General features: G+C 58.8%; 19 protein-coding genes and 2 pseudogenes. 6 read left to right on the forward strand and 15 right to left on the reverse strand.

Translation table 11 applies throughout. The annotated features are described in order from the left end of the window. Nucleotides 1-37: 37 nt before the first annotated feature. The 9 genes and pseudogenes from QA645_RS40270 to QA645_RS40310 form a co-directional block, all read right to left on the reverse strand. On the reverse strand, nucleotides 38-475 hold the full coding sequence (locus QA645_RS40270; protein ID WP_283046519.1) for a CopG family transcriptional regulator: 438 nt from the start codon (nucleotides 473-475) through the stop codon (nucleotides 38-40). A gap of 9 nt (nucleotides 476-484) precedes the next feature. Continuing rightward, nucleotides 485-2,491 (reverse strand): conjugal transfer protein TraG, encoded by a 2,007-nt coding sequence (locus QA645_RS40275; protein WP_283046520.1) that lies wholly within the window; start codon nucleotides 2,489-2,491, stop codon nucleotides 485-487. A gap of 427 nt (nucleotides 2,492-2,918) precedes the next feature. Then, on the reverse strand, nucleotides 2,919-4,640 hold the full coding sequence (locus QA645_RS40280; protein ID WP_283046522.1) for an outer membrane beta-barrel protein: 1,722 nt from the start codon (nucleotides 4,638-4,640) through the stop codon (nucleotides 2,919-2,921). Between the two features lie 549 nt (nucleotides 4,641-5,189). After that, nucleotides 5,190-6,941, reverse strand: coding sequence for a DUF3363 domain-containing protein (locus QA645_RS40285; RefSeq protein WP_283046524.1), 1,752 nt, complete (start codon nucleotides 6,939-6,941; stop codon nucleotides 5,190-5,192). Between the two features lie 247 nt (nucleotides 6,942-7,188). Beyond that, nucleotides 7,189-7,728, reverse strand: coding sequence for a lytic transglycosylase domain-containing protein (locus tag QA645_RS40290; protein ID WP_283046526.1), 540 nt, complete (start codon nucleotides 7,726-7,728; stop codon nucleotides 7,189-7,191). Between the two features lie 368 nt (nucleotides 7,729-8,096). Further along, complete coding sequence (locus tag QA645_RS40295) at nucleotides 8,097-8,603, reverse strand: S26 family signal peptidase (protein WP_061849723.1); 507 nt, start codon at nucleotides 8,601-8,603, stop codon at nucleotides 8,097-8,099. Beyond that, on the reverse strand, nucleotides 8,603-9,067 hold the full coding sequence (locus QA645_RS40300; RefSeq protein WP_283046529.1) for a DUF2840 domain-containing protein: 465 nt from the start codon (nucleotides 9,065-9,067) through the stop codon (nucleotides 8,603-8,605). The genes QA645_RS40295 and QA645_RS40300 overlap by 1 nt, the downstream gene beginning before the upstream one ends. A 356-nt stretch (nucleotides 9,068-9,423) precedes the next feature. Next, nucleotides 9,424-10,305 (reverse strand): annotated as a pseudogene (locus QA645_RS40305) (replication initiator protein A); the annotation flags it as partial. A gap of 3 nt (nucleotides 10,306-10,308) precedes the next feature. After that, entirely contained in the window at nucleotides 10,309-10,587 is a 279-nt protein-coding gene (locus tag QA645_RS40310; RefSeq protein ID WP_283046532.1) for a helix-turn-helix domain-containing protein, read from the reverse strand. Between the two features lie 1,249 nt (nucleotides 10,588-11,836). Between QA645_RS40310 and QA645_RS40315 the strand changes: the two genes are divergently transcribed. Then, complete coding sequence (locus tag QA645_RS40315; RefSeq protein WP_283046534.1) at nucleotides 11,837-13,042, forward strand: sulfotransferase; 1,206 nt, start codon at nucleotides 11,837-11,839, stop codon at nucleotides 13,040-13,042. A 488-nt stretch (nucleotides 13,043-13,530) separates the two neighbouring features. On the opposite strand, the gene QA645_RS40320 is transcribed toward QA645_RS40315, so the two are convergent. From QA645_RS40320 to QA645_RS40330, 3 genes are all read right to left on the reverse strand, one after another. Continuing rightward, nucleotides 13,531-14,067 (reverse strand): DUF2285 domain-containing protein, encoded by a 537-nt coding sequence (locus QA645_RS40320; RefSeq protein ID WP_349253159.1) that lies wholly within the window; start codon nucleotides 14,065-14,067, stop codon nucleotides 13,531-13,533. A gap of 58 nt (nucleotides 14,068-14,125) precedes the next feature. Beyond that, nucleotides 14,126-14,314, reverse strand: a complete 189-nt coding sequence (locus QA645_RS40325) for a DUF6499 domain-containing protein (RefSeq protein WP_082885067.1) — start codon at nucleotides 14,312-14,314, stop codon at nucleotides 14,126-14,128. Between the two features lie 159 nt (nucleotides 14,315-14,473). Further along, nucleotides 14,474-14,749 (reverse strand): DUF2285 domain-containing protein, encoded by a 276-nt coding sequence (locus QA645_RS40330; protein ID WP_283046536.1) that lies wholly within the window; start codon nucleotides 14,747-14,749, stop codon nucleotides 14,474-14,476. An 82-nt stretch (nucleotides 14,750-14,831) separates the two neighbouring features. Here QA645_RS40330 and QA645_RS40335 point away from each other — a divergent pair, with 82 nt between their 5' ends. Then, a complete protein-coding gene (locus QA645_RS40335; protein WP_061849726.1) occupies nucleotides 14,832-15,083 on the forward strand; it encodes a helix-turn-helix transcriptional regulator in 252 nt (83 codons plus the stop codon). A gap of 213 nt (nucleotides 15,084-15,296) precedes the next feature. Here the strand turns inward: QA645_RS40335 and QA645_RS40340 are convergent, their stop codons facing one another. Continuing rightward, the gene (locus QA645_RS40340) at nucleotides 15,297-16,067 is read right to left on the reverse strand and encodes a YopT-type cysteine protease domain-containing protein (RefSeq protein WP_349253160.1); all 771 of its coding nucleotides are present in this window, start codon (nucleotides 16,065-16,067) and stop codon (nucleotides 15,297-15,299) included. A 356-nt stretch (nucleotides 16,068-16,423) separates the two neighbouring features. Between QA645_RS40340 and QA645_RS40345 the strand changes: the two are divergent. Further along, nucleotides 16,424-16,783: pseudogene (locus QA645_RS40345) on the forward strand (IS5/IS1182 family transposase); the annotation flags it as partial. A gap of 147 nt (nucleotides 16,784-16,930) precedes the next feature. Here QA645_RS40345 and QA645_RS40350 read toward each other — a convergent pair. Next, nucleotides 16,931-17,209: a DUF2285 domain-containing protein gene (locus tag QA645_RS40350; RefSeq protein WP_063690605.1), complete on the reverse strand. Its 279-nt coding sequence runs from the start codon at nucleotides 17,207-17,209 to the stop codon at nucleotides 16,931-16,933. A gap of 103 nt (nucleotides 17,210-17,312) precedes the next feature. Between QA645_RS40350 and QA645_RS40355 the strand changes: the two genes are divergently transcribed. Then, the gene (locus QA645_RS40355; RefSeq protein WP_061849729.1) at nucleotides 17,313-17,591 is read left to right on the forward strand and encodes a helix-turn-helix transcriptional regulator; all 279 of its coding nucleotides are present in this window, start codon (nucleotides 17,313-17,315) and stop codon (nucleotides 17,589-17,591) included. A gap of 75 nt (nucleotides 17,592-17,666) precedes the next feature. Here QA645_RS40355 and QA645_RS40360 read toward each other — a convergent pair whose 3' ends face one another. Beyond that, nucleotides 17,667-17,987, reverse strand: a complete 321-nt coding sequence (locus QA645_RS40360) for a DUF736 domain-containing protein (protein WP_283046540.1) — start codon at nucleotides 17,985-17,987, stop codon at nucleotides 17,667-17,669. Nucleotides 17,988-19,196: 1,209 nt separating this feature from the next. Between QA645_RS40360 and QA645_RS40365 the strand changes: the two genes are divergently transcribed. Both QA645_RS40365 and QA645_RS40370 read left to right on the forward strand, forming a co-directional pair. Beyond that, nucleotides 19,197-19,430: a hypothetical protein gene (locus tag QA645_RS40365; protein ID WP_283046542.1), complete on the forward strand. Its 234-nt coding sequence runs from the start codon at nucleotides 19,197-19,199 to the stop codon at nucleotides 19,428-19,430. A gap of 460 nt (nucleotides 19,431-19,890) precedes the next feature. Then, nucleotides 19,891-22,167, forward strand: a complete 2,277-nt coding sequence (locus tag QA645_RS40370; RefSeq protein WP_283046544.1) for a hypothetical protein — start codon at nucleotides 19,891-19,893, stop codon at nucleotides 22,165-22,167. The last annotated feature ends 311 nt before the right edge of the window (nucleotides 22,168-22,478 follow it).

Consider the following 22,478-nt stretch of genomic DNA (forward strand, 5'->3'; position numbering starts at 1 on the left):
GGATCACGCTCTAGAAAGGAAAGAAAGGAGCCCGAACTTAGGCGGGATCGGACTTCTCCAGCCCCTCTTCGCGCGGCTCTACGTCCGAGCTAACCTCCTTTGCCAGGCTGTGTCCCTTCGCCAGGCGACGGCCCAATGCTTCAACAAACGAATCATAGCGCTCGCGTCCTTTCGCCTGGGCTGCTGGTTGCGCCGTGTCAGGCAAAGGCGGGGTCGCGGTGAGCCAAAACCGGACAAACAGGGCGAGCGCTTCGTTCGAAATCGTAGCGTGGCGCTCGAGCCGCTCGAGCTGGCGGGTCAGGCGGTCCAAACGCCGGCTGAGCGCTGCCTCCATTCGCTCCGAATTGTCTGGCGATAGGAACGTAGATAGCGCCGTCTCCACAACGAGCGCCTGAGCCACCCGCTTGCGGTTGGCATAGTCAGCAAGCTGAACAGCGAGGTCCGGCGGCAGACGAAACGTATGTTTGGTGCGCATGCCCTCAGCTCAGAGATCGAGACCGTCACCGGGATCCATTGCGGCTTGACGCGCAAGACTAGAAGCATGTTTGCGAAGAATGCCGGCGCGCTGGACCTCATCGTCACCTTCCTCATCGGCAAAATCGAACTCTGCCCTTTCCGTGCTGCGGTCCACCTCCACCTCTTCGTGCTGGCCGAGCTCCGGTTCGCGCCTAATGCCGCCATTAGCAGGATCACTGCTGGACGTCGTGGGCTGGTTGTCAGCGGACCGCTCCTGTTTGGCCGGCGGGGCGACAGGCAAAGGCAGCTTGCTCCAATCGTCGTGAGGAGATTTCATGCCATCTTCACTGTTACCGGGCCGAGCTGGAGGGAGTACCCGTTCACGCAGTCGGGGATCTTCGTAATAGCGCGCCTTCTTGGCTCGGATCGGCGGACAGCCCGAGACCAATACGAGTTCATCGTCCGACGGCAACTGCATGACCTCACCGGGTGTTAGAAGGGGTCGCGCCGTTTCTTGCCTGGACACCATCAGGTGCCCCAGCCAGGGGCTTAACCTGTGACCAGCATAATTTTTCATGGCGCGCAGTTCGGTTGCCATTCCGAGGGCCTCTGAGACCCGTCTTGCGGTTCGCTCGTCGTTCGTTGCGAATGCGACGCGGACATGGCAGTTATCGAGAATGGAATTATTTGGGCCGTACGCCTTTTCGACCTGATTTAGGGATTGGGCGATTAAGAAGCTCTTCAGGCCATACCCCGCCATGAACGCTAGCGCCGATTCGAAGAAGTCGAGCCGGCCCAAAGCAGGGAACTCGTCAAGCATCAGCAGCACGCGATGCCGGCGCGCCTCCGCGTGGAGATCTTCCGTGAGCCGCCGTCCGATCTGGTTGAGAATCAACCGCACAAGCGGCTTGGTTCGGCTGATATCCGAGGGCGGCACGACGAGATAGAGCGTTGTCGGTCGCTTCGCCTCCACGAGATCGCGAATACGCCAATCACTGCAGCGCGTGACCCGCGCCACCACGGGATCGCGGTACAGCCCGAGGAAAGACATGGCCGTCGAAAGCACTCCGGAGCGCTCATTTTCGCTCTTGTTCAGGAGCTCGCGCGCTGCGGACGCAATAACGGGATGCGGACCGGCATCGCCGAGGTGCGGCGTTGTCATCATCGCGCGCAGCGTCGCCTCGATGGGACGCTTGGGGTCCGAAAGGAAGTTGGCGACGCCCGCCAAGGTCTTGTCCGGCTCGGCGTAAAGCACGTGCAGGATGCCGCCGACCAGCAGCGAGTGGCTTGTCTTTTCCCAGTGACTGCGTCGTTCGAGTGCTCCTTCCGGGTCCACCAGGACGTCCGCGATGTTCTGGACATCTCGAACCTCCCATTCTCCCCGACGGACCTCAAGCAGTGGGTTGTAAGCCGCAGAGTTTCGGTTCGTCGGGTCGAATAGCAGCACGCGTCCATGCGCAGAGCGAAAACCGGACGTCAGGGTCCAGTTCTCGCCCTTGATGTCGTGGACAACGCAACTACCCGGCCAAGTCAGGAGGGTGGGAACGACCAGGCCAACGCCCTTACCCGACCGCGTCGGCGCAAAGCAGAGTACGTGCTCGGGCCCATTGTGCCTGAGATACTTGTGATCAGACCGCCCGAGTATGACGCCATCCGGCCCAGTAAGCTGCGCTGATCGAAGTTCGGTAGCAAGCGCCCAGCGCGCAGAGCCGTAGGTTGCGGCGGTCTTCGCCTCTTGGGCTCGCCAGACCGACATGCCAAATGCAACTATGATCGAAATGAAGCCGCCCGATGCCGCGATGCAGGCTCCCTCAATAAATATTGTGGGCGCATAGGCATCGTAGGCGTACCACCACCAGAAAAACGCCGGCGGCAGGTAGACGGGCTTCCCACGCCCGAGCTCAAACCAGGGGTGCCCGAGCTGGGCCTGGAATCCGAGTTTCCAAGCAACCCACTCCGTCGCCGCCCAGGTGGTCATGAGCACGATGGCAAGGACAAGCGTGATTTGGCCCCAAAGGACCTTCGTCGAAGACATGATAAGCGTCGATCAAGCCCTGCCAGGCCTGACCCACAACGTTAAAGTTGCACAAGCGTAGAAATGGCGGATCTAGCGTAAGTGCAGTACGATCTTGACTACCTGGAGAGACGTAACGGAGCAAGCGACGCGCGACACCGCGGTTGCTACCGCTAATATATAGTCGAGCGGCATCTTATAAGACCGGCTTATGAGGCCGACATGCATTGAGGATGCAGCGGAGCGCAATGCAGGATGGCCAAAGCACATCATTCAGGCCGCCCGCAGCGTCCCGTCTTCCGTCGAAGGCCGAGGCAAGCTTTCGAGTTTGACTGACCCAAAAGCTTGCAGCTTGCGACCTCCCAATGACCCGAACCACGGAACATGCGCTTTCGCCGTTCATGGTCGCCCTACAGTCGGCTCAATGCCCAGGGAAGAGCGAATAGTTTCAGTGAAACTTATAGGAAGCCTGCAAGAACGTGCCCCATCGTTCCATGTGAAAGCTTGCAGGAAAGGGCCCAGAGGTCACAGGACGGCTGCGCGCCTGCTCGGCTTGGGTGGCGAATTGCTCACTATCTCTCGGACTCCACATCGCCCAGTAACGGCCGCCGACGCCGACGCTGAAATTGCTCGTTATGAAGTACGATAAGATGCCTTCTATTTGTACCCCATGGCCGCCGCTCCCGCGATGATCGATGAAGGTCGTGAAGTCTCGCAGGAGATGGTTATCGCGCCCTTGGAAATCCGTCCAGGGCAGGTATGCGACATCGGCGCTCAAGCGCCAGCGATCGAGCAACATGGTCTCAGCGTTAAGGCCGATACGCACTGCATTCCAGTTGGTGTCTTGGCTGCCCATCGTCCTTTTATCGTCCGGCGCGAGACATGGAAGCGAAGCGATCGTAACGCATCCTATCGAGTCAGACTTTTGGCCGTAATAGGTCCAGCCGGCGAATCCACCGATCTTGTATGTGCTGCCCCGCAGGAAATCATGACCGGCATCGACCGTGTAGTACATGAACCTTCCGTTCGCCTGACCCGATCTCGTGTTGGTATAGGCCATGGAATGGCCAAAGCCGGCCAAGCCCCAATCCTCATCATTCATAATCCCGCTACTAAAGCGCCCCAAACCGATATTGCCCTTCAGGAAGATTCCCCAGGGGCTGTCAAGTCGTTCGAACAACTCACCGGAAATCCCATCCAGCTTGTGATAGGTCAGCCTCGACACTAGACGATCGGGCGGACCATTTTCCCATTGAAATTTTCCCCGACTCAGCCAGAGCCGTGTGCCGCTTTCTAGCGACCAGCCGGTCGTGAAGGGAATTTCCGGCGCGCCAAAGGTCGGCTCTATCGGGTAAAGCGGCGTATCGGACCATCGCGCCGCCCCTGGGGCGGCATCAAAATGGTAGTTCAGAGCGACCTTGCCGATGTGATAGCCACTGGACAGGTTAGTGACGCTAGCTGGGACCGTTGCAAAGGGCGGATATTGTAGCGTCGGAGGGGTTGCCACGCTTGGTCCGCCGAACCTCAGATAATCATATCCGATATTGACCGACCATGCGGGCGTGAGCGCGTGCTCGACACCTGCGCCGATGAGACCCCCGATACGATTATAGTCGAAATGGGTTGCATTCTGTGGCGCCCATCCAGACGGGTAAGTCTCGCTATAAAATTCGTTACCGTTGGCTATATCGCCGCGATTGTGTTGCCAGGCCACACCTGCTCTGAGATAGGCAAGCGTGTGACCCTGCGGGCCAAACGTATAACCCAGCCGGCCGGTCCCGGTGACGAAGACGTCCGGACCTGCGTTGCAGTTTGCACTCACAACAATACCGGAGGCGGCAAGACAGGTGTTTGCGCCGTCCGAGATGACGCCGCTGGCATTCAGTTCAAGGCCAAAAACCCAGCGATCCCTCTGCCAATTGTAGCCGATCTGCCCTCCTGCGAGGAATAACGGAGTATCGACCACGTCGCCATAGATCGAGGGACCGTAGGGATTACTAAATGATGTCCGGCCGTACCCCCCGCCGACGTGCCCACCAAAATAGCCTCCGGTCCAGCTCCATACTGCAGGCGGGACCTTTACTGCCGGCTTAAAATCTGCCGAATTGACGACCCCGTTTGCAACGAGCGCAGCTGTTGCGATCCCCCAAAACAAAAACTCAGATCTCATATCACCTCTCGAACACACGAGCATGCGCCATCTTGCAACGAAGGCCGAATGACCGACGTTGTCGCGCTGCTTCCACGCGGCGTGTATTTGTGCAGGATCTAGGCCATCGGACGTGGCGCGCATTCCCTGCAGTTGCTCGTTAGTGATGTCGCATTCGCAACAAGACCGATGATCTTTGAAAGACGCCCGTGTCTGATGTCGGTCATGACGTCCACGCTTCACGCTTGACATACAGCGGATGGATAAGTGACGCTCGTTTGGGGCTGCGTCGTCCTTCCCCGCTCTCACGAACGAGCTGTGAACGCATTGGGTAATCTCAGAGCGGCACCACCGACAGTTCGGGGATTGGTTAAAGTACGGTCCCGGAAAGTGACTTCTGCCGAAGTTTCTGTCGTCCGGTTTTCGGCGTCAGCCGTCACAGCGCTTGTACCATCGATCTCTTCCGGAGCCACGACTTTGGCTGAAAGGCATACCAGCAAAGGAGCAGACGGGACTATGATCTGTCTATCGGGCATTGCTCTTTCCTTAGACCAAGCCCGCCTCTTCAGGCTATATTCCCAATCCTCGCTTACGGCCGACATTCCAATCGACTCTGCCGCCAGGCATCACAATGCCAGATACCTGCTTTCCGAGATGCTGTTCCAAAGCCGGCCGCCAAGGCACCAGCTCAAAACCGAGCCCATCGTCGATCATAGCGAAACGCCCGGAGGCAAGCGTTACGCGCTGACGGTAGATGCCGGTCACTTGATCGCCCTCAGTTACGGGCTGATAGATAAGTCCTGAGTCGGTAGAAAGCTTTGCAGTAGCGGCTTGCAGCTCGCGCTGCTGCAAGGCAGCGAGCAAGTCGCGCGCAAACACAATGCGCCGTCCGGACCGCTGCACAAGGCCTTGGCCAGCGAGGTGATCGAGGCGCGCATCCATTGCGGACCGGACCTCGGCCCCGAAGCCGCCCCCGCTGAGCGACGGATTTTTGGCGAGAAGCTGGCGGTCGAGCCAGGTCGCACCGTTCGCGCTCACCTGCTCCTCGATCGAGAGGTCTGAGCGAACCGCGAGCGACATTCGCGGCTTTCCACTCGCATCAGTATAGGTGCGCAACTCGACGATAGCGCCGGCCGGCGCATCGCCAGTAAATTCGAGGTCGCCGAACCGCAGATGATGGGTTCGACCATCGAGGCCCGCGACGATCGCATAAGCGGTCCCCTTCAGCTCATCATCCAGACCACGTTGAACCAGGCGGCCAAGGACCGGATCGGTGGGTTCTTCTCCGTGCAGGGCAAAGGTGGCGATGTCCGGCTCCCGCCCCCCAGCACTCATCGCCCGATGCATGGTCTTGATGATGTCGCCGCGCATGCCGAGCTGACGAAGGGTCTGCTCCAGCCCTGGTTTTAAGGTCCAGCAGGCGGGACCTGTGGATTCGGCAAGGCCGAGGCGTTCAAGCTTGGCCGCCCTGCCGAGCAGCAGGGGGCGCAGTTCAGGATCCTCACCCTTCCCTTCCGGCCTGAGGTCCGCCACACCGGCGCAGTCATCACAGATCTCACGCAGCGCTCGGTCAAGGCTGGTCCAGCGCTCAGCCTCGACCTCCCGTTCGAGGCCGGTGCGAACCTCCTGTTCGCTCCGGGGTCCAAGCTCAAGGGTGATGCGGTGGGCGGCACGATCGCGCAAACCGCGGCTGATGTACTCGCGGCTGATCACAAGATCCTGTCCGTCATCGGCACGGCCGCGAATTAACAGATGGACATGCGGGTTGTCCGTATTCCAGTGATCGACTGCAATCCAGTCGAGCTTGGTCGCGAGATCTTTTTCGACATCGCGCAGAAGCTCGCGCGTAAATGCCTTCAGGTCACCAAGCGCCGCGCCGTCCTCAGGCGAGATAATGAACCGGAAATGGTGACGGTCACTCTCGCAGCGCTCGGCAAAACCCCGCTCGTCGGCTGCGTCAGAGGTGGCGTCAAACATCAAGGCGTTCCGGCCATCCCGCGTAACGCCCTCACGCTTAAGATAAGCGACATGCTTAGATAGCGGCGCAGAGCGGAATCGCGCTCCCCGATGGCGCACCACACGCGCCTTTGTGACCACGCGCCGGGCATTCGAGCGCAAGCGGATCGCGATTGCCGCACGCCGGCCCCGGCCGAAGCGGGAGCGGCTGCGGTCCGGGCCTGAGCGGAAGCTGTTGCCAACGTGCCCCGCTCTCTTAGCGGCACGCATGACCTGCCCGACGAATGTCTGTGGCCGCCTTGCAACACGGTTACCGTGGTCAATGCGCCCGGGCCTGACGCGTATGTCATCGTCCCGCATTGTCATGGCGCAAAAGAGCCTCGTGCGGCTGAGAGATGGCGCAGTCGAGGTTGATTTCGTTCGGGTAATTTGCAGAAGCGATGGCAGGAGCAGTTGCGCTGACAGCAAATTGCCCAATCCATCCAACCACCAACGGTCGGACCGACGGCCGGCCTTTTCCCTTGCCATCCGCGGTCGGCTAGTCCCTGCAAGTTCCCTAGCGCCCTCCAACTCACGACAAACTTCGACAACGCGCGACGAAATGCGATTGCGATCATCGGGACTCCGTTTGCGCCGATCGCTCCACAAAAAGCTGGGCCGCGCCTGGTACGAGCGCGAGCCCGCCACTGTTCGGGAATTCTTTCGGACTGTTCATTGGACGCCGAGCGGGTGTCGATCTGGCATGAGCCGACGAGCCAGAGCGGTCAAAGAATAATGCTGCCTGCCGCCACGGAACGGCACTTGGGATCGCCAAAGTCGTGGGCTCGGGCTGTTTGATGCCGATCAACTCTACGAGCCTGGCAACGTAGATTTTTGTCTCGTCAGGCAGTGGCCGCCCCGTTGCCAGATAGGCCTCGTAGCGCTTTGGACCCGCGTTGTAAGCTGCGAGAAAACCCTGCGATCCAAACCGGTCGAGCATCTCGCGAAGGTAGGCCGTGCCTGCGAGAATGTTGTCGTGGGGGTCAAAGGGGTCGACACCGAGATTGTAGCGAGTACTTAGCTCGACCCAAGTCTGGGGCATGATTTGCATCAGGCCCAAGGCGCCCCGGGAGGAAATGGCGCCCACATTGCCGCCGCTCTCGACTTGCAACACAGCCCGAATCCAGTGTTCTGGGACCGCAAATCGGCGAGAGGCTTCAGTCAAGGATGCAGTGTATAAGTCCGCATGTGGAGAGCTCGGCGAGTGCAGGCTGACAGCCGGTATTACCGTCTCAGCCGAAGTGTACGACGGCAATTGGAGAACCAGCACAGCTCCAATCAGGCGGGCCGCCATTGCATACATTATAGCGCAGGTGCTTGCGCTCGAGCTCACTGTGGGTAGCTGGTTCCGCCGCTGAATGTGAGGCGATCGCCGACACGCGCTGGGCATGATTGTCTTTAGAAATCTCGCCGTGATGAAGCAGGAGGACTGCGATCTATCGACCTGCGAAACTGCGTATCGACGAACCCGGCCGAGCAAGATCAGTCCCTCTCTGTCCACACGGGCAGGGCTTCTCCGATGACGGCGGATGCCGGAAGTGGCCCGAAGTACCGCCCATCGAGCGAACCGGCCGACTGCCGGTTCATGAGAAAGACTTCATCCGGCGCTATGAGGCGGCATCCGCGCCAGACCGGCAGCGGCCGGCCACGTGTGTCGCGTTCCCGCGCCAGCCCCATCTCAATGTTATCGACGGAAAGGGCGAAGCCATTTCTGCAAACGGTTTGTCCGGGCAACGCCAGGACGCGCTTGAGCATGGGAACACCGGTCGGCAGATAGCCGTTCAAGTCCAGGAAGCTCGAAAGTGGTTCGGGCGGCCGAACGGCCACAAGCTCAGCGACAGTCAATCCTTGCGTTGGCTGTAGACGATAGAGGCCAATCGGGACGCTCTCAGAAGCGTTCCAGATGTAGCATGGCACGGCTTCTGTGCCGGACCTTGATGCGAGAGCTACCGATCCGCAGATCGCCAGAATAATCGTCAGCCGGCCCATCAGAGCCCTCGCTTTCGACGGCGGAGCCACGCCTGATGGCGCGCCTGAGTGTAGGCCCGCGGGTTTTCGCTGACAGAGAGACGGTTGTGAACATGATGCCAGTAATCCGGCGCAGCATCTGCAGGATTGATGCCAAGTGCCTCCACCGCGTCGACCAATTGCAGCGCGCGCTCGACTTTCGTCCATCCGGACAATCGCAGCAGGCTCTCTCCGCCGGGCATGACCCAGGGGATAGTTGAATATCGCTGCCGTGATGACGCGGCGCGTAAAATGTCGATGCGGGACAGAACTGTTCCAAACTCATTAGATGTCCAACGCACGAAAGCGAAAATGCTACCGCTCTCGAACGAAAGAACGCGGCGGTGACGGTCAATGATCTTTTCAGATACCGGCCGGCCGAAGCGAATGCGATTCTCGATCCGTCCCTTCACCCACAAGAGTTCAACGGTTGTGAGCTCGCTCATATGACGGCTCCTCTGTTCAGAGACGTCTCTTGACCGCCCCAAACGCCGCTTAGCCTTCGCAAAACGGTAGCAACGAGATTGGCAGCGGCGAAACGGTTTTGATGAAAGGTCGAAAGGGGCCGTTGAGCAGGCGTTGCGACGGTCGCGTTGCCGATCGGAGACGAAAAGCCCTGATCCGTTAGCAGGAATCCGAAGAATTCAAATTTGGCAGATTTACGGGCGCGAAAAGCGATTGCACGATAGAACGTCAATGGTGAATTTTGTCCGCGATGGCACGAGGCTCCGGTGACCGACCGCACGAGAGCTCTCGGGCCTGATAGCGCGATGCGATTCAAGCCGCTTTGCCCTAACTGAGAGATGCGACCGCGCCTTCGCGGCCGTTCTGCATTGGGCCGGACCTGAATTGGCGCGAAACCCAATCGTTCCACACCGTGATTATCACGGATGATGACAAGCTCATATCGCGGCAGAGTCTGACGATGAACGATCTGGCGCCGCCGGTCATAAGCAAAGTGCTTGAGCTGGGATAGACTGCCCGACATGTCCTGAAGGTGGACGAAATCACAGCCCGAGCCACCTGCTTGACGGCGGCCATGTTTGCGCACCAGACGGTAAAGCCGGCGCTCAATTCCACCCGTCAGATCGAAATGGGTGCAGTCGATCGTCAACACGAGCCCTTCATCCAGAACACCCGTGTAGTACGGGTCCGGCAAGATCAGCTCGATTCCGTAGGCACAGCCGTGCAAATCGACCGTCTCGGGCCATTGGTCCATCCAGGAGAAACGATGCCGTCGGAGCTCAGTCGGCGGGCGACTCGAGGTCAAGACCGTTGTCGAGTGCAGAGGGTCGACTGCGGCGTCGAGGCGCTCGCAGTTTCGCACGTTGGTGCCACAGCCCCCAAAGGTTAGGATTGCGTAAGCAGTAGCCGCCATCAACATGGACGTTTTCGAGACGCCATCGCGAGCCACAACAATCTGCGAAGCGGACCAAATCAAAACGTCCGCATTCCAGGCCGTCGCCATGCCATGTTCCGGCACAGCCTCCACACGAATCGTGATTGTCCCGGCGCGAAAGTCGAACGGGACAACCTGTTTCGACTTTGCCAGCGAGAACAACGCATCTGCGACCACATCTTGCGCATCGCGCGGTGTTAAATCGCCGCGCAACGAGCGAAACAAATCGAGTTGACCGCGCTCCGAATGACGCCGTTCATGAGCGGAGGATTTGCCGTGCGACATGGGTCAGCGCCTCTCCTTGCCCGCATAAGGAATGGGTGTGTGGCGCTTGGCGGGCAAGACCGTACCTATGCCTGGATCGCTGGTTGATTTCTTAGCACCGCGATCAGCCCAGGCTTTCAGGTCTTCGAGCGCATAAACAACGCGACCGCCAAGCTTGCGATAGATCGGGCCCGTGCCATAGGTACGATGCTTTTCCAGAGTTCGGCCGGACAGTCCGAGAAATCGCGCCGCTTCAGGGGTACGCAATAATCGCGGCGGCAGGCCGGCGGTCGGATCGGGCATTTGGAAAGCTCCGTGCTCGTCTGGAGAGCGAGCGGGGTTGGTCGCGCGCCCACGAGCATCATGGAGGAGTAAACGCTCATAGGGGGATGCCGAAGATGCAGAGATGATTTTCGGCACCCCTGCTTCGTTCGGTGCCAGATGACAGGCAGAGCGCCGTTGGTTGGCCGTCGCCCATCGGCGCGGAATAGATTGCGCGAAGCGCGCATGCCCTGCAAAATCTGTTTGTTTTAGAGCCGCGCGCTAGGATCGTTCGAGACCGAATGACACTTGCGGACGACGTGGTGCCCGTCGATCTTTCCATCGAAGGCACGCATCACCAACACCAATCATTCGCGACGCACGAAACTGGGGACATAGGTTTTGGTTGATGGCCGTTACTGAGTGCCAGAGACGGGCCGAGATCGCCTGCGCGCATCGAAGTGCGCAACGAGCGGCGGTTTGACTAAATAAATGGCACGGAATTGCCGTTCTAGGTGACATCTATCCGGTCTGTGAATGCAATGATCCAAACTATCGATTTTTCCCAATCTTAGGAATGGCAGATATTAAGCACGCTTCGTAGAATCCAGGCGTTCAGATGAGCTGGCATCTTCGCCCAGGCCCTGAGAAGAACTCTAGAGTTTGCAGCGAGCATCAGCCGAGACGCAGACTCATTGCAGTCGTCTTACCTGGGAAGGACGCGTGAGCTTGATCGTGCAAGATCCATTCGACAGCTCCTCTGGGTAGCGTCAGCAACTATTTCCGATAAACTATTGTATAGCTTTGCTACGGCTCTCCATGTCGATATCGCTCAGCTGCTTGCGAGTGAGCGAGCATTAAGCAGCTCTGGCCCCACAAGAAAATGGTCGCGGCCCAATTGCTGCGCTCTAACAGGATCGAATTCATGTCAGCTAAATGGTGCGAAGCATGCATGCGCTCATTCTAACGATCGGGCCCGAATGGGCGACAAACGCCGAAGCAAATCTGCCCCGCAACGACACTGAACAACCGCATTTTGTACGCGTATTGGGTTTGGTGCGCCCGCGTCTGAGTCCATCGGAAATATGCCTTCGGCAGTCACGGAGTGCAGAGGCCAAAGCGCGAGGACATGTCGTCGGATTTTATCGCTGGATGACGTCATCGTTCCGGATGAGAGACATCTGTTGATGCGAAGCGCTGAAACCAACTGAAGCGCGTCGCTCGTGCTGTTTCTTTCTACCATATGAAGGAGCCAGGACGGCCGCTCGGTCCATCCAAGGAGATACGTTGAATGATGAATCAGGATGCAAACCATTTGCCTGCGGTATGTTTTCTTCTGGGGCTTCCCCGCTCGGGGACAACGTTGCTGGCCCATTTGCTTCAGTCGCACCCGGATATTTTGGCTCCGCCTGAGCCCTGGCTGATGTTGGCACTTGAGGCTTTTGGTCGGGTCGACCACCGTCACCCCGCCGGGACCTCAATGGTTCAGGCCGCAACCTCCGAATTCTTGGGCCGAATAGATCGAACGGGCGTCACGCGCGCTTTTGCTGATGCAGCCTACGGGCAGTATTTGGCAGCTGCCGGCAAGCGCACCCTGATAGACAAGACCCCGCGGTATTGGACCGTGCTCGACTTTTTGGATTTGCTCTATCCGGAGGCGCCGCGGATCGTTCTGATGCGCAATCCTTACGCCATTGCCGCATCACTGAAATCGACGTGGGCCGTTCCGCTTCTGGCGGCCAGTTCCCCGCCGGCGATCGCATCGTGCGTAGCCGATATCGTGCTGGGTCGGCCTACGCCCGCGATTGCATCTTCGCTCGCCGACCTTGTTCTGGGTCTGCCCGCGCTTGCGGCGTACCGTAGTGAACTCCACACACAAGTGGTGCAGTATGAAGTACTTGTGACGCGTCCCGACGAGGAAATCCGGCGCGTGATTGCTGGCCTTGGACACGCCCCGATGGACATGTCATCGGCGCCATTGGCGCAAACGGAATATCTCCGGTCTAGCACGTTCGGCGATCGAAAGATCCTCGAGAAAAAGACCGTTGACGATCGCTCAGTCCAGGCCTGGCAAACCGAATTGTGCATCGAAGAGATGCAGGTCGTGACAGATCTTGTTGGCGCGCAGCTTTTGATAGAGCTCGGTTATGAGCAGGATCTTCGGTTTGCAGAACAAGCTGGCGTAGTGGATAAGGGCCCGGAAGTCACCGAAGGCTACCGTCAGCTATTTCGAAGCTGCTGGAACTTCCTGGAAGGTAAGACAGGAGGATCATTTGACATCGCAGCTAGCGAAGCCGAGCTGAACAGTATTGGCCAGCAAGCTCAAGAGAACTCCTTGTTGGCTTTCGGCCCCTCGATACTCCTGCAAGCACAACGTTTAGCCGCATCCAAGAGCGAGGAGAATTTGCGGATCGGAAATTCAATCGCAGCGGAGCTGACTGAGGCGCTCATGGCAGCGAAGGCCGCTCAAGATGCGCTGGGCCAAGGCCCGTCGTAATGGTATGCGTGCGTACCGTGAAGGCAACATCGTGTCGCTCGGCACACCCTCTTTATTTCAGGGGCTGCTCGAGCCGCAGCTTCCGATGTCATCCGCAGACCAACGTGAGAGTTGAAAAACACCGGTTGCGGCATTTGAGGCATGGTTGGCCAAGGTATCCGGCACAGATCAGAACAATTGCCAAGTTGCTCTCGGCGAAGATCTGACGGTCTCGGCCGTCCCAAGCCGCCGCCCGTAGCCCGCCCTAGCACACTTGATTCCGCCAATTCGGGGAACAGCCGCCGCGACGCCATCGAGGATCCGAACGGACGACTCGGTCTGCGTTCAGCAGCCCAATCGTGGTCTGGCGTCAGAGGTGACGTTTTGATCTCCGTGCCAAACAAACCCGCCGGCGTGGCTGCAGGCCGACAACGTCTCTGCAGCGTTCCCAAGACTTGTGGCGTACGCCCACGATGGCGCGATGGAGTGCTTCCGGGGCCGACGAACGATCATCGACGCCCCTTTTTCTTAGCAGATGAAGGACGCAGCAATGCACGATAGCCACCGCGCATGAGTGCTAAACCGACCTTAAGCAGGCGGATAATTCGGCTACGCAGCGCATGGGTTTTCCAGGCCTGCTCAGAGATGCGCCTTGGACCAAACAGGACCTCGGCGATGACACGATAGGAGGCGCCGTCCATGTGGCCGTCCAGGGCACGGAGGCTCAGAGCCAATCGTTTACGCCGTTGTGCCGAAAGTAGAGCGATAGGAGGTCCTGGCGGACGGCCATTGATCGCACGCCACAATCGAAGTGAGGCGTGCGCGCGGATCTCGAAGTCCGCGTCGTGTATCAGTAGCTCGATTGAATAAGCGACACCAAAACGTGGCGCCTGCTTCAGACGCAGGTGATGTCGGCTTCCGTGAATATGCAATACAGCATGCCAACCATCAGCTGCCTCTCGGACGCTGTCCGATGGAAGCTCGGCAAGCTTGACCGTCGCGGCAACGCCATGTGGATCGCAAGCGCTTTCAACGAGCGATACCACGGCTGGCAGAGCCTCCGGCGCCCAGAAGATGGCCTGCTCGTGAAAACACCTCTGCGGGTCATGAGCGAAAGCAGAGCCCCCATTTCCTCCGAAACTCAGTGGTCACTTGCCCGTGTTTTGAGAGCGTGTCGCGGTAATCAGCTTGATATTCGGGATTGCGACGGAGGCTTTCCCAAGCGAAATCGGACGACTCGCCTGCTGTAACGCTCTGATAGGACTCCGGTGAGCGCCAGTCGAATTTCGACACTGCTTGATCTCCCCCAAAGAAAAATTGCGGCGCAGTGTCTATAAAGCGCTGGGTTGTTGGGGAAGTCCCTTATTGTGCATCACCGGTGATGCGCGCAGGCGATCACCCCATCACTGGGAGAGATCTTTTCCAAGGGGGCAGCTCAGACGACATATTTTGCTATTTGGGTCCATCAGAGCGGAGCAAGTGGCGGTAACCGCGCTCAGCCATCCATTTTGCGCGCGCCAGATGGCTGTCGAATGCATTGCGAGCGCGCTCGGGTTCGCGCTCGGGGTCAAGGTGCAACACGATCCGGGAAACCTCTTTCCAATCGGCGCCATCGGCCTCGGCATCGAGGAGTCGCCAATACGTCACCAGATGCTGCTCGTCATAGGAGGTCAACGCCGCATCTGTGGGGGCCAAGTCTGCGAGATCGGGGGCAAGCGGTGTTTGCATGAGAATTCCGCAAAAATCCCTACTTGGGAATACACATTATAGGAGATAAACCTCATAGTATGTAAAGACGCAACTTGCGCCGATGGACATGCGCAAGTTGGTGGGCCGGAATTTCCTAAAGCTGCGGAAGCGGAAAGGCTTCACGCAGGAGAAATTCGCCGAGGCTTCCGGCTTTACTCAACAATACATCAGCGGGTTGGAGACTGGTCGGCGCAATCCGACTGTGGTGACGCTGTTCGAGCTCGCAGAGGTCCTCGGCGTCAGCCACGTGGATCTTGTCTTGCCTGATGAAGAATTTTGCAGACCGCGTCCCACCTCCGGGAGGCGAAACTGATAAGAATGAGGCCGGTCCGGAGGGATCGCACCTCAGTGACGCTTACTGCCGGCCTTGAAGAGTGCCGCGCCCGATTGGATCGGACGGGGCATTGGCGGAGCCAGGCTTAGGCAGTGTGGACATCTATCGCATCCATAAGGCGACGGCAGCGAGAGTGATGACGGCTCGGTTATCACCGGCGCTAAACATCCGGTCGAGGGCTACTGCAACGTCTTACTCAGTCCGTACCCTTTGGGTAGTGATGCTCAACAATTCCAATCCATTGGGATTTCTGTAACGATTGGCGAGGTTTTCGAACAACTCACCGATCTGCTGTGGTGGAACAGCAAATTCTCCATAGTTAGGATCGAACAGCGTGACCATTCCGCCCGACGCTGATGTCGCAACCAGGTGCCTTTCGCGTCGTCCGCCCCGCTCGAAACATAGGCTGAGCGAATACGCTCTCCCATCGGCGGTGATTTTGCCCGCCAATTCCGAGAAGCTCGTCGCATTGCCAAATGTGTATGTGTTCCCTGCTTCAGACGGATTTAGGCCAGCGTCCCTCAACACGGTAGCCCTTGCACGAAAACCCGCCTCAGACCTTTCTATGTCCTCGCCCCGCAAAGATCGCACAAGCCCCTCATAGTTCCGCTGGCACACAGCCGCTGAACGGTGCCCGTCCGAGCCGGGTAGCAGCGCAGCCATTCGGGATCTCGGGCTGTTCGGAAGATTGCTGAGCCATCCTGCAGTGAGTCCAACGCAGATGTTAACCCTGTTCGCGTCCTGCAATTCGGCCGTCATGTGTTGGGACAGGGAGATGCTCATCCTAGGTGGAGAGGATGCGCCGGGGCTGGCTGGATCCGCGGCATCTGCCTTACTGGTGCAGCACCCCATTCTTTCGGGCAGACCCGCAAGAGCTTGATCAAACCTGTCACTGTTTGCCGACTTACTTAGCTCTTCAGATTGGCCAGCGAGTGTTGATGAGTGGCTGATTCGATTGAGCATATCGATTTACCTTTGCTAAGGTTGTCGCTCCCTCGCTGCGAGCGTACTTGGTCAAGCTGACGGCAAGCTGTCTCACCCGTGTTGCCGAACTCCGAGAAAGAGCTTTGGAGGGTCGCTAGCGATGCGCAGGCAACCGGAGACGAGCAGCAGGATCTCGTTCATCCAGTTCTCCCTTTCTCCGTGCTCTCGTTCAACGTGAAGGGAGTGAACTGGTGCATGGCGTTAGCTCGCACCGAGTTCGTGCGGCCTATGATGCAGGCTGTGATATGCAAGCTCTAGGCGGCCCGGACTCTAGGGACTCCCATTTGAGAGCACGTCAGATTCAAGTTTTCTTTTTGGAAGCGGCGTTGTGTGTGATGGATCTTTTGGTGCTGAGCGACGCGGCCCGGGAGCGAAGGCGCCGCTGATCATAGTCCGGTCGAACCAGAAGGGCTCGGCAGTGCGGATGTTTGTGAAAGGTGTGCTTGGAATGTGCGGGCTCTCCCTAGCGCGTGATCTTCCGGAGGCATTCGGGGAAGGGGGCAGCGTATTCCCGCGCTTCAGCGGGCGGAGCATCAAGGCTGTTTGGAGGTGGATCTTCGATGTCCGATGATCCAGACCCAAAATATTTGATCGTCGATACTACCCTCGTCCGAATGCATCAGTATGCCCCCAGGGGGCACAAAAGGAGGGGGTCTGAAGATCAGGCGCTTGGCCGCTCGCGCGGTGGAGTGAGTGCGACTTCGATGCGCCAGTTCCCGATTCTTGGTCGCGACCGGTCAATGCGCGCCGGACCCACGAATTGAGCATCACGTGATACACTTAGGCGATCACGGCAACGAGGGAATTTTTTTCCGAGGCGCGATCCATAGGATAGATTTTTGCTATTTGCGGGCGCCAATGCGGAGCAAGTGGCTGTAGCCCTGCTTAGCCATCCATTTTGCGCGAGCCAAATGCCCGTCGTATGCACTGCGAGCGCGGGCCTGATCGCAATCAGGATCAAGATGCAACACGATCCGCGCAACTTCTTTCCAGTCGGCGCCGGCGGCCTCAGCATCGAGGAGACGCCAATACGTCACCAGATGCTGCTCGTCATAGCTCGTCAACACCGATGCATTCGGCACGACATCCGCGATTTCTGGATCCAGCTCCAGCTTTTTCATGTAAGCCCACGCGCCGGGTTCGCTACCTGCATTCGGTGAACTTAGTGCAATAGGACGGCTATAGCCAGTGGTTTGATGACCCACCAAATGGCTGCTTTCGCGCATGAAAGCTCGTGCGCTTGTGGCCTGGAATGTGCGCCGGATTCGCGTGGATCTCGGCATTCCGCAGGAGCAATTGGCTTACGATGCGGGCATTGACCGCTCATATATGGGCGGCCTTGAGCGACAAGCAGAGAACCCAACCATCGATCTTCTCGACAGGCTCGCTAAAAGACTCGGTGTTCATCTATCCGAGTTCTTCGTCCAACCGCCCAAAGGAGCGAGCCCACCTAAGACGTTGCGCAAAGGTCGTAAGCCGGCGCGCTCACGTTACAGGAAATGACGCGCTGCTCGGATTGGGCTCGCTAGATAAAGCCCCGCCCGATGAGATCGGGCGGGGCGTTGGCGTCGCGAGCGCTTACTCGCCGGTCTTGCGGGGGCGGGACCAGAGGAGCGTGTAGCCGTCGCCGGCTTCGTCGTCGAACAGGTTCGCGTAAATCGGCGCGTTGAACGAGGGGTCATCGAGCTTGAGCGAGAGGTAGTCGCGGCCTTCCTCGGAGCGCTTCGACCAGGCTGCCCCGATTTCCGCCCGGCCCACATAGACGCGGTGGCTGGGAGCGTTCTCGTTTGAGCGGTTGGCCTCGGCGACGATGCGGACGCCCCTGGCCTGCAGACTCAGCGTGACGATCTCGCCCTGGAAGTCGTTGCCGACCTTTTTGAAAGTTCCGATGCTAGCCATGTTACTTCTCCTTGAGTTGTTTCGAGCTCCGCGACCACCGCGGCCTCGATGGCGATCTGACGGCCGAAGACGATCGGCGACGCACCCACTCTTTCGCGGGCCGGAGCGGAGCGGAGGACGCCGGCGGGGAGACTTTCTTGCCTCGCGAGGAATGGGCGTAGCCCAGGGGAAGAAAGTCTCAACCGGCGGCGTTGCGGCTCAGACGATCGAGGCGCAGCCGGTCTTCGGCCAGATCAAGCCAACGAGGCAAAGGTGCGTCCGAGCGCTGAACACAGACTTAAGCGGAAAAAGACCTGGCAGAGGCGGCTTCGCAACACAAGAAGCAGGCCGGTTTCGAGGTAGAGAAAGAAAGAGGATGCGGGAAACGGCGGCATTGTGGCTGAGGCAAATGCGAGACCGCACCTCTCCCACAGAACACTGACAGGATCAAACGAGACCGGCACAGCCTGATCCAGCCAACGAAAGGACGCCGCTTTCTCAGGAGCTTTATCGATGAGAGCGTGGACACCTTGGTAAAGGAAACAAGCCCAGACATTGCGGCAGAGGGTGTTTCTCACGTCGCTCGACCGTCGGAGCCGGTCGAGGCAGACTGCTCGCCCGCACCTTCGGCGATTGCGGCGAGCCGCACTTCGTTCTGTGACCCTATGACACTCCGCTCACGTTTGATACCACAGATACAAATCAAAAAGCGCGATTTCGGCGTCCGAGGAATGGCGCCAGTCTTCATTAGCTCGATGACATCGCGGGCGCTGGATTCTTTCAATGGCAGCCGTCGGACTGGCCCGGCGGCTGAGCCTACCCATCACCGCCCCCAGCGTTCAATAATGCTGTGGTGTGGTTGGACGCCAGCACACCGTGACACCGCTTCTGAAACGGCGAATCCAGCGTGCTCACCAGAGCAGGCAGTGTTTCGATCGGTCGCCAATGCTGTACCATTAGTTAGCAGTTCACTCCGTAAGCTTGGATGCGAATCGTCACCAGAGGACCAAGGTACGGTAATGACAAGCGTCATTGACCCTTTGCACATTTCGCGCTTCCTTCGAGCGTTGATGATGTCGCTGTCCAGAAAGGCATCCAGCTTTCGATGGGATTCAATTTACATGAGTATGTCTCGATTACACGGACTCTTGCAGCAAAGAAGCCGACATCTCAACCCGGCGCGTGCCGCTGTGCGTGACTGGAGCGGCCTGGCTCTTTCGTATTCATCCGATGGAACTCATCCCCAGCGACTATCGTGAGGCCTATCCTGGACTGAGCGCAGCAGCTTTAAAGAAGCAGCTCTCGCGTTTCTTTGCGGAAAACGCGATCATCCTGCCGCATAGCGCTGCCGCTTCGATCTCGACACCAATGACCCGCTCCGACATCCAATTCTTCATCGATGTGTTCGCAGGGTTTCTCGACAGCCATCAAGAGATGCTGGACACCATAGAGGCGAGCAGGTGACTGGGCAACCGTTGCGCAAACGTTGCTGCCGTTGCAGCGCTTTTCAGCTAGGCAAGTTCGCAATCATAGATTCGCAGTAGATTCGCGTCGCTGTGCCAAGGATGGGGCAAACAGCGACGGAGTCTCCGATAGCGGTCCAGCAACTTGCTCCCCTGATATTGAGCGATGATGAGCATCCCGAACTAAGGTCGCTGACGATGCGGCGGAAAGGCGCAGGCGCTGGCTCTGAGAACCCGGACTGTGCTGACCTGTGCGGAGGATGGTCAGAACACGGAAGTGGCGCTTGCGAAGAGAACGCGTGTCTGCAAGGCGGAAAAACACACGCCATCTTTCATGGAAGTGGAAGCCCCGCAATTCTGATTTCCTTAGTGCATCCGCGGCAACGCCGTTCGTCAGCTAATCGTCAGCCAGGCGGTCTATCTAAATTCGCTTCGCATTCTCCCTGGATCGGAGGTGGAATATGACGGGCATTGGCCGACCTGGTAAAGCGCACGTTGAGGCTACTGGAGCTGACAGCACGTGGAGATCGAGCAGTTCGCGCTCGGAATCAAGTCTCGCCCATGCTGAGGGCAGCCAATTGTTCAATTCCGTCGTGGAGCGGATGCGCTCTGGGGCTCAAGATGGAGCGGGGCCGGTCGCAAGCCAGCTGCAAACTTCCGATGTGGCGGGCCCCATTCCTTGGACCGGCGACGAGATCAAGGCAGCGAAGCGCCAAATGGACAGCCTGCTGGCAGAACTTGATACTTGCCGCAATGCGGCCGTGCAGCCGGCGCCGAACGCGTTGGTGGCACAAGAGCTGATTGACCAGCTCATCAAGGCAGGCTCAAACGTTCTGGAGTACTACGCGAGGCTACCCCAGCATGAGGCGCCTAGCATCCTCTCCGACGATCAGGCTCGCCGTCTCCGAGACGAGGTGCTCCATGCGGGGAACCAATGCAACCTACTAGCAACCCCGACCATCTACGCCCTGGAGCAGAGCAGGAAGAGTGCGGCCACTGTGCTCGATCGGATGGTCCAATCGAGCGCTCCCTTCGACCAGCTGAGTCGAGCGATCTCCAGCGTAGCAAACCGTTATACGGCCTGTATGGAGTGGTGGGGAAAGAAGGCATTGCGCTTGGAAAGAATGCAGTCCGTCTGCACCGCCACTTACAATTTACCAAGTACCACGGCTGAGATGCGGCAAGCCGAAGAGGCCGACCTGCGGCTGCACACCGGCTGGGCACTGAATATGAAGTGCCTGCATTTGCAATCGCAGATCGCGCTCTTGCGAATCATGATTGAGCCGCAGATGAGCACATTCGAGCCAGCCACGAGGGAAGCCCTCATGGATGAGAACGGGCGGGTGCGTCTGCTAGGAACGTTCATCGATGACGTTTTCCCGGCATTCAACTCTACGAGCGATGCTGTTCTAAACAGCAACGGACGTGCACTCGACGCAGCGCACTGCGCCGTTTTGAAAGGAGTTATGGAGCGCCTTTCGGAACTTGGGCTGGCGTGGCACAACATCGTTGCAAACCTAAGCGATACTGGGACAGCCAACCTCCCATTGGAACTGTCAGGCCAGATAGTGGAAGGTGCGTGGGTTACTGCGCAGGAGGTCATGCGCTTCCTGTCACTGCAGCCGAAAGCGTCAGCGGTCATTGTGCCGCCGACCGACCCTCGGGCTGCGATGCCCGCCAGCACTATCGGCGAGGCTGTAGCCGCCGAAGGCGCTAGACCGCGGAGAAAGGGGAAAGGCAAGAGCACGCGGTCCGCTGGCGCTGGGAGCTCGGCGCCTGGGCAGACCCAGGCGCATGTCGCTATGGACGCCAACGCCGCGGCGCCAGCAGCCAAAGTTGTCGTGCTCTCGGAATTCGGTACGAAGAGGCTCGTGACCGCGGAGGAGGCGCATGCGAGGGCGTCATCGTCGGAGACGGCGCACTTGGCGATCTGGCAGGCCCCGCCGTCGATGGAAGCACTGACGGGGCTCCTCAAGCGGTTGGACGAACTTTTGCAATTCGATCTGCCTGGTCAGCAAAGGGCCGCCTCGCAAGCCCGCCACATGAAGCCCGAGGACGCCGAACACGTCGTGGATACTGCGATCGGGCGCCTGAAGACCCAGGTAGCCGAGATGCAGGCCTGTGTAGCTGCGTTGGAGGAGCCTCGTCGACGTGTCCTACTCACGCCTGCACAAGTGCGCGAAGTGCACGACAAAATCGTCCGGCTCAAGATGCTGCGGTCCGAGGCGCAGGGGCTGGGGACGGCTTTGAACGAGCGAAGGGGCACGATGGCGGTCGATTGCATGAAGACGTATGCCTATCCGTCGCAGAACTACCTTGAACAGTTGCGCGCGGCCGAGGAGTTGACGCCTGCCGGTTTACCGCGCGCGTTAAAGGGTGAGCCAGGGGTGCTGTTCGAGGTCAAGCTGCAACCCAAGGCGCTGCGCAATGGTGCAATGCCGAGCCCGATGTGGGTGCACATCCATACGAAGCGGCCGGTACATGTGTGGCAGTTGACGACGCTGGATGACGCCGAATTCGCCGCTTGCCACGTCAAGTCAAATGCACAACGCGGCTACAATCGACAGTGGCAGAACGCCCGGGCTGCGACAGGTCGCGAAGACGTCGTGGTTCACCGCGGCAAGCTCACGCCTGCATTCTGCAAGTCCTTGTTGAGCACAGTGCATAGCGACGTCCTACACTATCGGCTTGCCGAGGCGGACCAACTGTCGACGCAGGCCGCTCGACTTGAGCTCTAGGGGCACGCGATCGAGTATTGAAATGTGGTGACACCATTAGTCAGGCCGACGAAATCGGGAGCCAGCGGGCGTAGTCAGGGTCATACAGCAGTCGGTATCCCGAAAGCTTCAGAGAGGAAGTACTTTCGCGGCTCGTAAATCATGGCCAGGTCTCGCGGGACAGCTCCAGAACCAGCTTCAACCCGGGTGCCGAAGCCAAGCGGCCAATAACGTTGCCGGAATCGCCAATCACGCGCGCGGCTTCGTTCGATCTGGCGGGACCCGGTCGGGACGAGGGAAATCGCCGTCGCCTGTGCCTTGCCGATATGACG

The sequence above is a fragment of the Bradyrhizobium sp. CIAT3101 genome, from assembly GCF_029714945.1.
Lineage (GTDB): Bacteria > Pseudomonadota > Alphaproteobacteria > Rhizobiales > Xanthobacteraceae > Bradyrhizobium.

What these genes read in the sequence shown, in the direction of transcription:
- QA645_RS40295 (WP_061849723.1), bottom strand. Translation starts at nt 8,603, where the DNA reads ATGGGCCGGCTGACGATTATTCTGGCGATCTGCGGATCGGTAGCTCTC.
- QA645_RS40330 (WP_283046536.1), bottom strand. Translation starts at nt 14,749, where the DNA reads ATGCAAACACCGCTTGCCCCCGATCTCGCAGACTTGGCCCCCACAGAT.
- QA645_RS40335 (WP_061849726.1), top strand. Translation starts at nt 14,832, where the DNA reads ATGGACATGCGCAAGTTGGTGGGCCGGAATTTCCTAAAGCTGCGGAAG.
- QA645_RS40280 (WP_283046522.1), bottom strand. Translation starts at nt 4,640, where the DNA reads ATGAGATCTGAGTTTTTGTTTTGGGGGATCGCAACAGCTGCGCTCGTT.
- QA645_RS40360 (WP_283046540.1), bottom strand. Translation starts at nt 17,987, where the DNA reads ATGGCTAGCATCGGAACTTTCAAAAAGGTCGGCAACGACTTCCAGGGC.
- QA645_RS40370 (WP_283046544.1), top strand. Translation starts at nt 19,891, where the DNA reads ATGACGGGCATTGGCCGACCTGGTAAAGCGCACGTTGAGGCTACTGGA.
- QA645_RS40340 (WP_349253160.1), bottom strand. Translation starts at nt 16,067, where the DNA reads ATGCTCAATCGAATCAGCCACTCATCAACACTCGCTGGCCAATCTGAA.
- QA645_RS40315 (WP_283046534.1), top strand. Translation starts at nt 11,837, where the DNA reads ATGATGAATCAGGATGCAAACCATTTGCCTGCGGTATGTTTTCTTCTG.
- QA645_RS40355 (WP_061849729.1), top strand. Translation starts at nt 17,313, where the DNA reads ATGAAAGCTCGTGCGCTTGTGGCCTGGAATGTGCGCCGGATTCGCGTG.
- QA645_RS40300 (WP_283046529.1), bottom strand. Translation starts at nt 9,067, where the DNA reads ATGAGCGAGCTCACAACCGTTGAACTCTTGTGGGTGAAGGGACGGATC.
- QA645_RS40310 (WP_283046532.1), bottom strand. Translation starts at nt 10,587, where the DNA reads ATGCCCGATCCGACCGCCGGCCTGCCGCCGCGATTATTGCGTACCCCT.
- QA645_RS40285 (WP_283046524.1), bottom strand. Translation starts at nt 6,941, where the DNA reads ATGACAATGCGGGACGATGACATACGCGTCAGGCCCGGGCGCATTGAC.
- QA645_RS40275 (WP_283046520.1), bottom strand. Translation starts at nt 2,491, where the DNA reads ATGTCTTCGACGAAGGTCCTTTGGGGCCAAATCACGCTTGTCCTTGCC.
- QA645_RS40350 (WP_063690605.1), bottom strand. Translation starts at nt 17,209, where the DNA reads ATGAAAAAGCTGGAGCTGGATCCAGAAATCGCGGATGTCGTGCCGAAT.
- QA645_RS40270 (WP_283046519.1), bottom strand. Translation starts at nt 475, where the DNA reads ATGCGCACCAAACATACGTTTCGTCTGCCGCCGGACCTCGCTGTTCAG.
- QA645_RS40365 (WP_283046542.1), top strand. Translation starts at nt 19,197, where the DNA reads ATGGAACTCATCCCCAGCGACTATCGTGAGGCCTATCCTGGACTGAGC.